A 13539-nucleotide genomic window follows, 5' to 3' on the forward strand; every position below is an offset into this window, starting at 1 on the left:
CTCAACGACTCAATAGCTCTTGGGCAGGCCCAAGGAGTGCATGCCGACGAAGTTCAGGATCATCTCGCGGCTGACCGGCGCGATCCGACCGACCCGAGCGGCGAGGATGAGCCCACCGACGCCGTACTCCTGGGTGATGCCGTTGCCGCCATGGGCCTGCACCGCGCGGTCGGCGGCGTCGCACGCGGCCTCGGCGGCGGCGTACTTCGCCATGTTGGCCGCCTCGCCGGCGCCCATGTCGTCGCCTGCGTCGTACAGCGCGGCCGCCTTCTGGGTCATCAGCCTGGCCAGCTCGATCTCGATCTTCGACTGCGCCAGGGGGTGCGCGATGCCCTGGTGGGCGCCGATGGGCTCGTCCCAGACCCTGCGGTCCTTGACGTACGACGTCGCGCGGTCGAGCGCGTGCCGGGCGATGCCGGTCGAGAACGATGCCGCCATGATCCGCTCCGGGTTGAGCCCCGCGAACAGCTGGATCAGCCCGGCGTTCTCATCGCCGACGAGCGCATCCGCCGGCAGTCGCACATCGTCGATGAAGACCTGGAACTGCCACTCCGGACTGGTGAACTCCATCGGGATGTGCTGGTAGGTCAGGCCCTTGGCGTCCGTGGGCACGACGAACAGGCAGGGCTTGAGCTTCCCGGTCTTCTCCCCGGATTCGGACAGAGCCTCCGTCCGCGCAACGACGAGCACGTTGGCCGCCTCGTCGACGCCGGAGATGAAGACCTTCTGACCCTTGAGCAGCCACTCGTCGCCGTCGCGCCTGGCCGTGGTGGTGATCCGATGGGAGTTCGAGCCCGCGTCCGGCTCGGTGATGGCGAACGCCATGGTGCCGCTGCCGTCGCAGATGCCCGGCAACCACTTCTGCTTCTGGGCCTCGGTGCCGAAGCGGGAGATCACCGTGCCGCAGATCGCCGGTGAGACCACCATCATCAGCAACGGACAGCCCTGCGCAGCGAGCTCCTCGCAGACGGCGGCAACGTCGCCGATGCCACCGTTCCCGCCGCCGTACTCCTCGGGCAGGTTCACCCCGAGGTAGCCGGCCTTGCCCACTGCGGCCATCAGCTCGGTGGTCTTCTCGCCCTTCCGCGCCTTGTCGGTGAAGTACTCGCGGCCGAAGGTCGATGCCAGCTTGGCGACCTGACGGCGCAGCTCCTGGCGCTCCTCGGACTCGGTGAACTGGGTCATGCGTCCTCCTCGACGACCGCGAGCACGTCGCCCGCGGAAACCTGTTGTCCTTCGACGACCTCGACGGTGACCACACCGCCGCCGGGCGCCCTGATGGTGTGCTGCATCTTCATCGCCTCGAGGACCAGCACGGTGTCCCCGGCGACTACGGTGGCGCCGGACTCCACCGGCACCGCAACGACCGTGCCGGGCATCGGGGCCAGCAGCGAACCCTCGGCCACCTGGTCGGCCGGGTCGACGAAGCGCGGCAGCTCGCGGAACGAGACCGCGCCGGTCGGGCCGTCGACATGCACCACGCGTGGTGACGCGCCGTCGACGTCCACCACCTGCACGTCGTACGGCGAGGCGACACCGTCCACCGCCAGGACCACCCGGTCGGCCGCGGCCGAGACCACCTCGGCGTCATCGAGGAGGTAGCCGTTGCGGGCACCCAGCCAGGCCACCTCGACGCCGCCCTCGAACCGGGTCAGCTGGGGCTGACTGGTCACGTTGCGCCACCCGACCGGGATCCGGCGCTGCACCCGGGCCCGGGCGCGGTCGTGCTCGGCGAGTGCGAGCGCCGCCGCCGTGGCCGCCTGGGGGTCGACCTGGTTCGCGCTCCAGTCACGCTCGCCCATCAGGGCCGTGGTCATCGAGCCGGCCACGAACTCCGCGTCGCCGAGCAGCCGGACCAGCTGGTCGCGGTTGGTCGTGACCCCGTGCAGCCGCGCCCGGCGCAGCACGCCGGCGAGGCGCCGGGCCGCCTGCTCCCGGGTCGGCGCCCAGCAGATCACCTTGGCCAGCATCGCGTCGTAGTGTGTGCCGACCTCGTTGCCGGTGACGAAGCCGGCGTCCAGCCGGATGCCGGGCCCGTCGAGCTGGTCGAAGGTCGTGTCGACGTCCGGGAACTCGAAGGTCGCCAGCCGGCCGCTCTGCGGCTGATGGTCGGCGGCGGGGTCCTCCGCGTAGAGCCGGGCCTCGATGGCGTGCCCGGTCGGCTCCTCGGGCAACGGGAGGGGTCCCCCCTCGGCCACGGCCAGCTGCAGCTCGACCAGGTCGACGTCGTACACCTCCTCGGTGACGGGGTGCTCGACCTGCAGCCGGGTGTTCATCTCCAGGAAGAAGAACCGCTCGGTGGCGGGGTCGTAGAGGAACTCCACCGTGCCGGCTCCGACGTACCCGACGGCGGCCGCGGCGGCCCGGCCGGCCTCGTGCATCGCTGCCCGGACCTCGTCGGACAGCCCCGGCGCGGGGGCCTCCTCGACCACCTTCTGGTGCCGCCTCTGCAGCGAGCAGTCGCGCGTGCCCAGGACCAGGACCTCGCTCGTCCCGGTGTCGGTCGCGGGCGACCCGACGACCTGGACCTCGACGTGCCGTCCGCGCTCGACGTACGGCTCCACGAAGACGGTGCCGTCGCCGAACGCGGACTCCGCCTCGGCTCGTGCGGCGGCGACCTCGTCGGGCAGGGCAGCGAGGGTGCGTACGACGCGCATGCCCCGGCCGCCGCCACCTGCAGACGCCTTCACCAGCAACGGGAGGTCCGTCTCGGCGACGGTGTCCGGGTCGACGTTGTCGAGCACGGGCACACCGGCAGCGGCCATCAGCTTCTTGGACTCCACCTTCGAGCCCATCTGCTCGATGGCCTCGGGCGCCGGCCCGATCCAGGTCAGCCCGGCCTCGATCACCGCGCGGGCAAAGTCGGCATTCTCGGACAGGAAGCCGTAGCCGGGGTGGATCGCATCCGCCCCGGTACGCCGGGCCGCATCCAGGACCAGGTCCGGACGCAGGTAGGTCGCCGCGGGTGTGCTCCCGGGCAACCGGACCGCGACGTCGGCCTCCGCCACGAACGGCAGGTCCGCATCGGCATCGGAGTGCACCGCGACTGTCTGGATGCCCAGTCGGCGGCAGGTCGCGAAGACCCGGCGGGCGATCTCGCCACGGTTGGCCACCAGGAGTCGGTTGATCGTCGTCATGGCCGGAACACCCCGTATCCACGGCCGCCCTCGATCGACACGTTGTCGATCACGGACAGGCAGATGCCGAGCACGGTGCGGGTATCGCGCGGGTCGATCACGCCGTCGTCGTACAACATCCCGGAGAGGAAGTAGGGCAACGACTGCTCCTCGATCTGCGCCTCCACGGCCGCCTTGATGCCCTCGAACCCGTCGGCGTCGAACTCCTGGCCCTTGGACTCCGCGGACTGGCGAGCCACGATCTCGAGGACGCCGGCGAGCTGCGCGGGTCCCATCACCGCCGATTTCGCGCTCGGCCAGGTGAACAGGAACCGGGGGTCGTAGGCCCGGCCGTTCATCCCGTAGTTGCCGGCGCCGTACGACGCTCCCATGATCACGCTCAGGTGCGGGACGGTGGAGTTGGAGACCGCGTTGATCATCTGGGCGCCGTGCTTGATGATCCCACCCTGCTCGTACTCCGCGCCGACCATGTAGCCGGTGGTGTTGTGCAGGAACAGCAGCGGGGTGTCGACCTGGTTGGCCAGCTGGATGAACTGCGTCGCCTTCTGCGCCTCCTCGCTGAACAGCACGCCCTGGGCGTTGGCGAGGATCCCGATCGGATGACCGTGCAGCCGAGCCCACCCGGTGACCAGTGAACTGCCATACAGCGGCTTGAACTCGTCGAAGACCACCCCGTTGCCCGGGCTCACCCCGTCGCAGATCCGGACGATCACCTCGCGCGGGTCGAACGGCTCCTTCAGGTCGCCCGGGATCAGGTCCAAGAGCTCCTCGGGGTCGGCATCGGGCTCCGCATAGTCGTCGAGGCGGCTTGAACTTGCAGCCAGGACCTGCCGAGGCGGCGCAACTTTGCAGCCTCCCTGCCGGTTGAGCCGGGCCACGATCCGTCGGCCGATCCGCAGTGCGTCGTACTCGTCGACGGCGAGGTAGTCGGCGAGCCCGCTGGTGCGCGCGTGCATCTCCGCGCCGCCGAGCGATTCGTCGTCGGACTCCTCGCCGGTCGCCATCTTGACCAAGGGCGGCCCGCCGAGGAACACCTTCGCCTGGCCCTTGACCATCACCGTGTAGTCACTCATCCCGGGCACGTAGGCGCCGCCGGCGGTGGAGTTGCCGAACACCAGCGCGACGGTCGGCACCTTCGCCGCACTCGAGCGGGTGATGTCGCGGAACAGCTTCCCGCCGGGGATGAAAATCTCCTTCTGCGTGGGCAGGTCCGCGCCGCCCGACTCGACCAGGGCGACCGTGGGCAGCCTGTTCTCCTCGGCGATCTGGGAGGCCCGGAAGATCTTCTTCACCGTCCATGGGTTGGAGGTGCCGCCCTTCACGGTGGGGTCGTTGGCGGTGAGCATGCACTCGACGCCCTCGATGACGCCGATCCCGGTCACCACGCTGGCGCCGACGGTGAAATCCGTGCCCCAGCCGGCCAATGGCGACAGCTCGAGGAACGCCGAGCCGGGGTCGATGAGCAGCTCGATCCGCTCGCGGGGCAGCAGCTTGCCGCGGGCGTGGTGGCGCTCGACGTACTTCTCGCCGCCGCCGGCGACCGCCTTGGCATGCTCGGCATCGAGGTCGGCGAGTTTCGCCAGCATCGACTCGCGCCGGCTTGGCGCCGACTGGGTCTCGGTCATCGGATCTCCTCCGCCATTCGTGACTTCTCGACGCGCCGTACGGGACCACTCGACGCGCCATACGGGACCACTCGGCGGATCATGGCGCGAACCCGAGCAGCTTGGCGGCAAGATCTGTAAGCACCTCGGTGGCGCCACCGCCGATCGGCAGCAGGCGTACGTCGCGGTAGTGCCGCTCGACCTCCGACTCCCGCATGTAGCCCATCCCACCGTGCAGCTGTACGGCGGCGTCCGCGACCCAGACGGCGGCCTCGACCGCGGTCTGCTTGGCCAGGCACGCCTCCGCGATCACGGTCTGGTCGGCCGCCGAGCCGGCGTCGTAGCGCCGCGCCACCTCGAGGGTGTAGCTGCGCGCCACCGCGGTCCGTCGGTACATCTCGGTGAGCTTGCTGCGCACCACCTGGTTGGCGACCAGCGGCTTGCCGAAGGCCTGCCGGTCCTTGGCGTACCGCTCGGCCAGGTGCAGGCAGCGGATCGCGTGGCCGTAGCCCATCAGCGCCAGCCAGATCCGCTCGGAGACGAAGTTCTGCGCGATGTAGTAGAACCCGTGGTTCTCCTGGCCGACCAGGTTGTCCAGCGGCACCCGGACGTCGACGAACGACAGCTCGCCGGTGTCGGAGGCCAGCCAGCCCATCTTGTCCAGCTTGCGGGAGACGGTGAACCCCTCGGTGCCCTTGGGCACCACGATCATGGAGATGCCGTGGGCGCCGTCGGGGCCGGTGCGGACCGCGGTGGTGACGAAGTCGCCGCGCACCGACGAGGTGATGAACGTCTTGGCGCCGTTGATCAGCCAGCTGTCGCCGTCACGGACGGCGCGGGTGCTGATGCTCGCGACGTCGGAGCCGGCTCCGGGCTCGGTGATGCCCAGCGAGCCGATCAGGTCGCCGGCCAGGGTCGGGCGCACCCAGCGGTCGATGAGCTCCGGCGACCCGTGCTGGACGATGTGCGGCAGCGCGATCCCGTGGGTGTACGTCGAGGCGAGCAGCCCGCCGGACCAGCCGGCCTCCATGAAGCCCTCCTGCATCGCGCAGACGTCGAGCAGCGTGCCGCCCTCGCCGCCCACGTCCTCGGGCACCCCGACCCCGAGCAAGCCGGCCTGCGCGAGCTTCTTCTGGAACGAGCGCGGGACCTCCCCGTCCCGCTCCCACTCGTCGAGGTACGGCGTCACCTCGCGCCTCGTGATCTCCATGGCGCTCCGCTTCAAGGCGAGCTGCTCGGGGCTCCAACCGTGGTCCCAGGACGTCATCGCTGCCACCTCCACTGCGTGCCGCTCACACGAGGTCCTGCGGGATGTGCACCAGTCGGGACCGGACGAACTCACCCAGGCCCTTGGCCTGCGGGTCGAACCGGGCACTGGCCGCGACGCCGTCGCCGAGCAGCCGGTGGACCACGACGTTGACCGCGCCGAGGTTGGGCAGGCGATGGACCTCGATCTCCAGCCCGTCGGCCTCGGGAAGCAGCCGGCGGACGACCTCGGGAGTGATGAAGTCGAGCAGCCACGCGACGCGCCGCTCGCGCTTGTCACCCTGTCGGACCCACAGGCCGATGTTGGCGTCGCCGCCCTTGTCGCCGCTGCGTGCGTGCACGAAGGTGCCGAGCGGAAGGTTCCTGGTCAGGTCGGGTGCCTCAGTCATCGCCGCCTCCCAGCACGTGCACAGTCTCCTCGACCTCGCCGCGGTCGACGTACCCGGGCCGATAGACGCCGTACGGCGAGCCTCGACCCGGCGGTGCCGTCATCGTGAACCCCGGGTACGACGCCAGCGCGAGCTCGACCGCGGCGCCGGAGAACGCCTTGCCCACCACCTCGGCGGACGGGTCCTTGACCGTGACCCGGAGCAGGCAGGACGCGGCCTCCTCGCTGGCGGCGTCCTGCTCCGGCCGCCGGCCCATCGACCATTGGACCTCGGCCGGCATCGGATCGAGCCGGGCCTCGAGCTGGCGGCGGATCCAGTCCGCCTTCTCCTCGACGTCCAGGCCGACCAGCACGAACTCCATCTGGTTGCGCCACCCGCCGAGCTCGTTGATGCAGACCTTGAGAGTGGCGGGCGGCGCCTCGCCACGGACGCCTGAGATCCGGACCCGGTCGGCCCCGGCATCGTCGAGCCGGATCGAGCCGAGGTCGACGCCCACGTCCGGGCCGAGGTAGGTCGTCGACTGGATCTCGTAGACGAGCTGCGCCGTGACGGTGTCGATCGAGACCATCCCGCCGGTGTCGTCGTGCTTGGTGATCACCGAGGAGCCGTCGGCGGCGACCTCGGCGATGGGGAACCCGAGCGGCCGGGTGTCGCGGGGCAGGTCCAGGAAGCCGGAGAAGTTGCCGCCGGTCGCTTGGGTACCGCACTCGATCACATGGCCGGCCACGACCGCACCGGCCAGCTCGTCGTACGAGGTCGGCGACCAGCCGAAGGAGGCGATCGCCGGGCCGACGACCACCGAGGCATCGGTGACCCTGCCGGTGACGACGAGGTCGGCGCCATCGGTCAGCGCCCGGGCGATCCCGAAGGCGCCGAGATAGGCGTTGGCGGTCAGCGCACCCTCGAAGCCCAGCTCGGTGGCCCGTGGCGCGAGATCGTCGCCGTCGACCCAGGCGATCCGGAGCGATAGCCCGAGCCGCGAGGCGAGCTCGCCGATCCGACGGGCCAGACCGGCCGGGTTCAGCCCGCCCGCGTTCGCGACGATCCGGACGCCCTTGTCCATCGCCAGGCCCAGGCAGTCCTCGAGCTGGGTGACGAACGTGCGCGCGTAGCCCAGGGACGGGTCCTTGAGCTGGTCCTTGCCGAGGATCAGCATGGTGAGCTCGGCCAGGTAGTCACCGGTGAGGTAGTCCAGCGGGCCGTCCTCGAGCATCTCCCGCATGGCCGAGAGCCGGTCGCCGTAGAAGCCGCTGCAGTTGCCGATCCGGACCACCTGACTCATGCCCGCGGCTCCCGTCCGGCGCCCGGTGGCCCCGCGAAGGCCTGCGCGATGTCCAGCCACCGATCGGCGTCGGGACCGACCGCCTCGAGGTCGAGGTCGGCACGGTTCCGGCGCTGGGTGACCAGGAGGCAGAAGTCGTACGCCGAGCCGGTCACGGTCTGTCCGGCATCCTCCGGGCCGAAGGACCAGACCTCCCCCGACGGCGCGACCAGGTCGATCCGGAACTCCTCGTCGGGAGCCGGCAGTGCGTGGGTGGCGAAGGCGAAGTCACGGGTGCGTACGCCGATGTGCGCGACGTGCCGGATCCGATCGGTCGGCTCGGCGATGATCCCGAGGGCGTCTGCGACGTCGAGCCCGTGCGCCCACGTCTCCATGAACCGCGCGGTCGCCATCGAGGTGGGGCTCATCGGCGGCCCGAACCAGGGCAGCCTCTCGCCCGTCGGGAACGACCGCAGGGCGGCCGCGAGTCCGACCCGGGCGCGGCGCCACCGGTCCAACAGGTCCGCACCGGCGGCGCGGCCACCGGCGAGCGCCATGGCGTCCACGAAGCCGGTCGGATCGGCGATCGCGTCGGTCACCGCCGCGTCCCAGGCCGCTTTGTCGGTGGCGGCGGCCACGGCCACCTCGTCGGTCCAGGCGAGGTGGGCGATCTGGGTGGCGACGTCCCAGCCTGCGGCCGGGGTCGGCCTGCGCCAGCCGTCGTCGTCCAGCCCGGCGACCCAGCCCTCCAGCCGGTCGCCCTCGGCGCTGAGGTCGGCGAGGACACTGTCGAGGACGTTCATGCCAGCTCGCTTTCGAGTACGGCGGCCCACCGGTCGAGGATCCGCTTGCGGCGGGCCGAGTCGTCGGAGATGGTGTTCGCCAGCCCGAGGCCGCGGACCAGGTCGAGGGTGGCCTGGACGAGCTCGCGGTTGCCCGGCAGGGACTCGTCGATGTCCAGGGCTTCGACGGTGAGGCGGTGCGCCTCCCTGCCGACCCGGCGCTCGAGCGGAGCGACGGCCGCGCGCAGCTCGGCGTCCGAACGCGCGGCGACCCACAGCTCGAGCGCGGCGTTGAAGACCGGCGAGGTGAAGTGGTCGGCGAGCATCCGCAGGGCCGCGCGCAGGCGCTGCCTGCCGTGCGGAAGCGCCGCAGCCGCCTCCCGCAGGTCACGTCCCCGGAGGACGGTGAGGTGCTCGACGGCGGCGAGGACCAGGTCGTGCTTGGTCGGGAAATGGTGCAGCTGCGCCCCTCGGGACACGCCCGCTCGCTCCGAGACCAGGGTCGTCGACGTGCCGGCGTACCCCCGCTCCACCAGGCAGTCCACGGTCGCCTCCAGCAGGCGCTGCCGCATCGCGCGGGTGCGCTGCTCCTGCGAGACGCGGGTGGTGGTCACCGGCCCATCGTCGTACCGGATCAACAAACAGTCAAGACTGTCTTTAACTTCAGTGATGGTTGCCCGACGTCGGGGGTCGGGCACCGTATGCTCAGCGGGCCCGATCGACGAGGGGACACCATGAGCGACCAGACACCACCACCTGACCCGCCGCCGTACCCGGCCCAGCCCGGACCCCCCTCCTGGGGCGACCCGACCTATCCCCCACCGCCGATGCCGGCCTACTACCAGCCGCCGAGCTCGGCGTACGCGCACTGGGGCCAGCGCGTCGGTGCCTACCTGATGGACGGCGTCGTCTTCCTGATCCCGTTCTACATCGTTGTCTTCATCGGCGCAGCGATCACGGGCGCGGCCACCACGACGACAGTGGACAGCTTCGGCAACACCACCAGCCACATGTCCGGCGCCGGTGCGGTCGGGATCGTGGTGATGGTGATCGGGTACGCCGGCGCCGCAGGGTTCGTGATCTGGAACCAGATCGTTCGCCAGGGCCGGACCGGCTGGAGCCTGGGCAAGAGGGTGGTCGGGATCCGGCTGATCAGCGAGCGCACCGGGCAGCCGATCGGCGGCTGGATGTGCTTCGTCCGGTATCTCGCGCACATCCTGGACGCGCTGCCCTGCTACATCGGCTACCTCTGGCCGCTGTGGGACCAGAAGCGACAGACCTTCGCCGACAAGATCATCGGGACGGTCGTCATCCCCCAGCAGGAGTCGAGCCGCCTCTGAGGCTGTGTCCGTCTCAGCCCCAGGTGACGGTCATCGACTCGCGCCACCGGGGGAGGAGCTCAGCGCCCTCGGAGGTGATCTCGTCGCCTCGGTTCCACAACCCGAGATACAGCTGCGCCGCCGTGCCCGACAGCACCGTGTCGGGCCGCTCCGCCCGCTCCCGTACGGTCACGACGGGATCCTCTGAGATCGTCATCGTCCAGGCGTCGCCGGTGTCCGACGTCTCCACCACGACCACGTGCGGCTCCGGCGAGCGCAGCCGCGTGCGCGGGCGGGGGACGAAGCCGGTGAGCAGCTCGTCGACGCCGTCCGCGGCCAGCCGCGGACGGATCCAGGTCTCGGCGGCGCGCGGCGGCCGACCGAAGGACGCCGACATCGCGTCGACCCCGTGCACGGTGGTCTCATGGCACTGTCGACGCGTCCAACCCAGCCGTGCCGGCGGCGGGTCGGCGAGGAAGAACGCCACGTCGAGGTCCTCGGGCGCATCCGCCAGAACCTGCAGCAGCGCCTTCACGCCCTGGTCGAACCAGTCGAGCTGGTCGACGGCCGCCAGCCCCTCCGCCTCGAGCGCGGCGGTGTCGCTCCGCTGGCCGCGCAGGAGCGCGGTCGCCCAGCGGTGCACCATCCCCTGGTGCGCCACCAGGTCATGGACGCTCCAGCCCGGACAGGTCGGTACGGCGGCCTCGGAACCGGCCCGGTTGGCGTGCTCACGGATCACCGTCCAGCCCGCGCCGATGCCGTCGCCGTACTCCTCGAAGGTCAGCATGGGTCGAGGATAGGGGCCGGCCTAGCCGAATCTTCCTCGCCTGTCGACGCGGGAACCTAGTCTCGGCAGGTGCCCCGAAAGCGCCACCACGGTTGGTGGATCGCCGCGACCGCGCTCGTCGTGGTCAGCTGCGCTGTGAGCCAACAGCACGACGGTGCCACGACCCCGTCGGACTCGTCACGCACGCCCGCCGGGCAGCATCGGACGACCAGTCAGCCCCGCCAGCACGTCGCCAAAGAGCACGTCACCGGGCACCTCGCCAGGCACCCCTCCCAGCGGATCACATCGAGGGGCGACCGGGCCACCACATCCGCCAAGCCCACCGAGAGGTCCCAGCCGGTCCGGTCGACCACGCGGCGCCGGATCCTCACTGCGCTGTCGCACACCAGGGTGCTGGCCAGTCGACCGTTCCCCGGGGGCTACGACCGTGACTGCGGGCCGAGCCACGGCTGCGTCTTCGGCCCGGCCTGGACCGACGACACGACCGCACCGGACGGCCACAACGGCTGCGATACGCGCAACGACGTCCTGCGCGAGCAACTCAGACATCCGGTCGTCGAGCCCGGCACGCACGACTGCAAGGTGATCGGCGGCACCTTCGACGACCCCTATACGGGGCGGACCTTCGACTTCGCGGTGCACCATCAGACGATCCAGATCGACCACCTCGTACCGCTCGCCTACGCCTGGGACATGGGTGCCTCGCGGTGGTCCCAGGTCCGCCGCGAGCAGTTCGCCAACGACACCCGGGTCGAGCTGCTGGCGTCCTGGGGACCGGCCAACGAGAGCAAGGGCGACTCCGGCCCGGGCGACTGGCTGCCGATCAACACGACGTTCCGGTGCACCTATCTGGCGCGCTACCTGCACGCCATCGACGTCTACGGCCTCGCGATGACCCGAGCGGACGCGTCGTCGATCCGCTACACGGCGCGGGGCTGCTGAGCGGGCCGAGTGACCGTTCTGCACGGGTTCGGGGGAGACTTCTCCTCGTGCCCACACCCGAGCCCGCCCCCGCGGACATCCACGCCCGCGTTCGTGAGCTCGTCGCTCTGAGCGTCGACGACCCGCTGGCCCCCTTCGCGCTGCGACCCGAGAAGCTGCACGTCTTCTCTCCGGACGGGCGAGCCGCGGTGAGCTACCGGCTGCGTTGCGGCCTCGCAGTGGCTGGCGGTGACCCCGTCGGCGACGTGGCCTCCTGGCCCGCTGCGATCGACACCTTCATGACCGAGGTGGCCTCCACCCGGCGGGGCGCGGCCGTGCTCGGGGCCGGAGAGCTGGCGCGCGACCTCTGGGAGGGCCACGGCCTGTCCGCGGTCGCGATCGGTCGTGACGTGGTGGTCCGGCCCGACGACTTCGAGCTGGTGGGTCGACACTTCCGCAACCTCCGGCAGGCGATCAAGCGCACCCACAACTCCGGCGTCACCGTCGAGAGCTGGCTCGAGCGCGACGTGCCGGCCACCGTCCGGATGGAGCTGCGCAACGTGGTGATCGCGGCCAAGCGCGACGAGGAGCGCGGCTTCGCGATGACCCTGGGCCGACCGTTCGACGGAGGCCAGCCCGAATCCCTCGTGCTGGTCGCGCGCGACCACGAGGGACGGCTGGTCGCCAGCCACCGGTACCTGGTCGCGGGGCACAAGGACCTGTCCCTCGACGTCCCGATCCGGCTGCCCGGCGCGCCGAACGGCGTGGACGAGCGACTGATCGCCGAGGCGGTCGCCTGGGCCGGGAAGCACGACTTCGACCGGGTCTCGCTCGCGTTCGCACCCTTCCCCGAGCTGTTCGCCGAGAGGCGCCACCTGGGGCTGGCCAAGGGCGCGGCGTATCGACTGGTCCACCTGCTGGATCCCTTGATCAAGGTCGAGCGGCTCTACCGCTACCTGCGCAAGTTCCACGCCTTCGACCAACAGCGGCACGTGATGCTGCGCTGGCGCCAGCTCCCGCGGGTCGCGACCGCGCTGCTGCTGCTGGAGTTCGGCCGTTGATCAGCCGCGTCTAGTCTGCGGCGTGTGAATCTGATCGAGTTCGAGGGCAAGCGCCCCCAGGTCCATCCCGAGGCGTTCATCGCCGCGACGGCCACCCTGATCGGCGATGTTGTCGTGGGGAAGGGCGCCAGCATCTGGTACGGCGCGGTGCTGCGCGCGGACGACTGCCGCATCGTGATCCGCGAGGACGCCAACGTGCAGGACAACTCGGTGCTGCACGCCGGTCCAGGCGAGACCGTCGAGGTCGGACCGGGCGCGACGGTCGCGCACAGCTGCGTCGTGCACGGGGCGGTGATCGGGGAGCGCGCGCTGATCGGCAACGGGAGCACGATGCTCGACGGGACCCGGGTCGGCGCAGGCTCGCTGGTCGCGGCGGGCTCGCTGGTCACCCCTGGGACGTCCATCCCGGCCGGCGTGCTGGCAGCGGGTGCACCGGCGGTGGTCCGCAAGGAGCTGGCGGGTACTCCTGCCCAGGCCTGGGTCGACGGCAATCCGGTCTACTACCCCGAGCTCGCCCAGCGGCATCGCCGCGGAGCCCGGCTGCTGGAGACGTGACCGACCCCGTGGCGTCTCGGGTCACCACGGGGTCGTGACACCAAGAATAGCAACGCGATCGAGCGAGTGGGAGAACCGGAGCCACTGTTCTGGACCAGTTCCGATCCCTCGCTCACGCCCCGTTCAGAAGGCCGGGTCAGGTGGCGACCTGGGACAGGACAGTGGGGTGTGAGCTCAGTCGACCTACCATCGCCGATGTGGAGCCGATTGAGACGCCTGGGGCCGTTCCTCGAAGGATGGCAACGTTCCAGGACCGGAGGCGGCCGCCGACGGTGGTGCTGCTCGGTCGTTGGCTCGACGGCCTGCCCCTCAGCGCGTCATCTCTCGGCGCGGCCGCAGCGACGTGGTGCCACGAGCGAAGGCTGCGACGGGCGGCCAGCCACCCAGAGTGGACTGCCCTGCAGCACCACCCTGCCCCCCTCTACGACGTGCGCGCGAGACTCGGTCCGGAGGCGAT

General features: G+C 70.8%; 13 protein-coding genes. 4 read left to right on the plus strand and 9 right to left on the minus strand.

Annotated features, from left to right (window positions below; genetic code table 11):
• Positions 1 to 9: 9 nt before the first annotated feature.
• From Q9R13_RS12965 to Q9R13_RS13000, 8 genes are all read right to left on the minus strand, one after another.
• A complete protein-coding gene (locus Q9R13_RS12965; RefSeq protein ID WP_310961593.1) occupies positions 10 to 1185 on the minus strand; it encodes an acyl-CoA dehydrogenase family protein in 1176 nt (391 codons plus the stop codon).
• Positions 1182 to 3137, minus strand: coding sequence for an ATP-binding protein (locus Q9R13_RS12970; protein WP_310961594.1), 1956 nt, complete (start codon positions 3135 to 3137; stop codon positions 1182 to 1184). The genes Q9R13_RS12965 and Q9R13_RS12970 overlap by 4 nt, the downstream gene beginning before the upstream one ends.
• Positions 3134 to 4762: an acyl-CoA carboxylase subunit beta gene (locus tag Q9R13_RS12975; protein WP_310961595.1), complete on the minus strand. Its 1629-nt coding sequence runs from the start codon at positions 4760 to 4762 to the stop codon at positions 3134 to 3136. Before Q9R13_RS12975 ends, Q9R13_RS12970 begins: the two co-directional genes overlap by 4 nt.
• 79 nt (positions 4763 to 4841) lie before the next feature.
• The gene (locus Q9R13_RS12980; protein ID WP_310961596.1) at positions 4842 to 6008 is read right to left on the minus strand and encodes an acyl-CoA dehydrogenase family protein; all 1167 of its coding nucleotides are present in this window, start codon (positions 6006 to 6008) and stop codon (positions 4842 to 4844) included.
• Positions 6009 to 6033: 25 nt separating this feature from the next.
• On the minus strand, positions 6034 to 6396 hold the full coding sequence (locus Q9R13_RS12985; RefSeq protein WP_310961597.1) for an AtuA-related protein: 363 nt from the start codon (positions 6394 to 6396) through the stop codon (positions 6034 to 6036).
• On the minus strand, positions 6389 to 7678 hold the full coding sequence (locus Q9R13_RS12990; RefSeq protein ID WP_310961598.1) for an acyclic terpene utilization AtuA family protein: 1290 nt from the start codon (positions 7676 to 7678) through the stop codon (positions 6389 to 6391). The genes Q9R13_RS12985 and Q9R13_RS12990 overlap by 8 nt, the downstream gene beginning before the upstream one ends.
• Positions 7675 to 8460, minus strand: coding sequence for a TIGR03084 family metal-binding protein (locus Q9R13_RS12995; protein ID WP_310961599.1), 786 nt, complete (start codon positions 8458 to 8460; stop codon positions 7675 to 7677). The genes Q9R13_RS12990 and Q9R13_RS12995 overlap by 4 nt, the downstream gene beginning before the upstream one ends.
• A complete protein-coding gene (locus tag Q9R13_RS13000) occupies positions 8457 to 9053 on the minus strand; it encodes a TetR/AcrR family transcriptional regulator (protein ID WP_310961600.1) in 597 nt (198 codons plus the stop codon). The genes Q9R13_RS12995 and Q9R13_RS13000 overlap by 4 nt, the downstream gene beginning before the upstream one ends.
• A 120-nt stretch (positions 9054 to 9173) precedes the next feature.
• Here Q9R13_RS13000 and Q9R13_RS13005 point away from each other — a divergent pair, with 120 nt between their 5' ends.
• Positions 9174 to 9779 carry an RDD family protein gene (locus Q9R13_RS13005; protein WP_310961601.1) on the plus strand — a complete coding sequence of 202 codons (606 nt, stop codon included), beginning with the start codon at positions 9174 to 9176 and terminating at the stop codon, positions 9777 to 9779.
• A gap of 13 nt (positions 9780 to 9792) precedes the next feature.
• Here Q9R13_RS13005 and Q9R13_RS13010 read toward each other — a convergent pair whose 3' ends face one another.
• Positions 9793 to 10545: a maleylpyruvate isomerase family mycothiol-dependent enzyme gene (locus Q9R13_RS13010; RefSeq protein ID WP_310961602.1), complete on the minus strand. Its 753-nt coding sequence runs from the start codon at positions 10543 to 10545 to the stop codon at positions 9793 to 9795.
• A 69-nt stretch (positions 10546 to 10614) separates the two neighbouring features.
• Here Q9R13_RS13010 and Q9R13_RS13015 point away from each other — a divergent pair, with 69 nt between their 5' ends.
• Genes Q9R13_RS13015 through Q9R13_RS13025 form a run of 3 tightly spaced genes read left to right on the plus strand, consistent with a single transcriptional unit; the run spans position 10615 to position 13082 of the window.
• Positions 10615 to 11487 carry an HNH endonuclease family protein gene (locus tag Q9R13_RS13015; RefSeq protein WP_310961603.1) on the plus strand — a complete coding sequence of 291 codons (873 nt, stop codon included), beginning with the start codon at positions 10615 to 10617 and terminating at the stop codon, positions 11485 to 11487.
• Between the two features lie 47 nt (positions 11488 to 11534).
• Positions 11535 to 12527 carry a phosphatidylglycerol lysyltransferase domain-containing protein gene (locus Q9R13_RS13020; RefSeq protein WP_310961604.1) on the plus strand — a complete coding sequence of 331 codons (993 nt, stop codon included), beginning with the start codon at positions 11535 to 11537 and terminating at the stop codon, positions 12525 to 12527.
• A 24-nt stretch (positions 12528 to 12551) separates the two neighbouring features.
• Complete coding sequence (locus tag Q9R13_RS13025; protein ID WP_310961605.1) at positions 12552 to 13082, plus strand: gamma carbonic anhydrase family protein; 531 nt, start codon at positions 12552 to 12554, stop codon at positions 13080 to 13082.
• Positions 13083 to 13539: the final 457 nt, after the last annotated feature.

This window comes from Nocardioides marmorisolisilvae, assembly GCF_031656915.1.
GTDB lineage: Bacteria > Actinomycetota > Actinomycetes > Propionibacteriales > Nocardioidaceae > Marmoricola > Marmoricola terrisoli.

Bases quoted from the DNA above. Each gene is read 5' to 3' on its own strand.
- Q9R13_RS12965 (WP_310961593.1), bottom strand. From the start codon at position 1,185: ATGACCCAGTTCACCGAGTCCGAGGAGCGCCAGGAGCTGCGCCGTCAG.
- Q9R13_RS12970 (WP_310961594.1), bottom strand. From the start codon at position 3,137: ATGACGACGATCAACCGACTCCTGGTGGCCAACCGTGGCGAGATCGCC.
- Q9R13_RS12975 (WP_310961595.1), bottom strand. From the start codon at position 4,762: ATGACCGAGACCCAGTCGGCGCCAAGCCGGCGCGAGTCGATGCTGGCG.
- Q9R13_RS12980 (WP_310961596.1), bottom strand. From the start codon at position 6,008: ATGACGTCCTGGGACCACGGTTGGAGCCCCGAGCAGCTCGCCTTGAAG.
- Q9R13_RS12985 (WP_310961597.1), bottom strand. From the start codon at position 6,396: ATGACTGAGGCACCCGACCTGACCAGGAACCTTCCGCTCGGCACCTTC.
- Q9R13_RS12990 (WP_310961598.1), bottom strand. From the start codon at position 7,678: ATGAGTCAGGTGGTCCGGATCGGCAACTGCAGCGGCTTCTACGGCGAC.
- Q9R13_RS12995 (WP_310961599.1), bottom strand. From the start codon at position 8,460: ATGAACGTCCTCGACAGTGTCCTCGCCGACCTCAGCGCCGAGGGCGAC.
- Q9R13_RS13005 (WP_310961601.1), top strand. From the start codon at position 9,174: ATGAGCGACCAGACACCACCACCTGACCCGCCGCCGTACCCGGCCCAG.
- Q9R13_RS13010 (WP_310961602.1), bottom strand. From the start codon at position 10,545: ATGCTGACCTTCGAGGAGTACGGCGACGGCATCGGCGCGGGCTGGACG.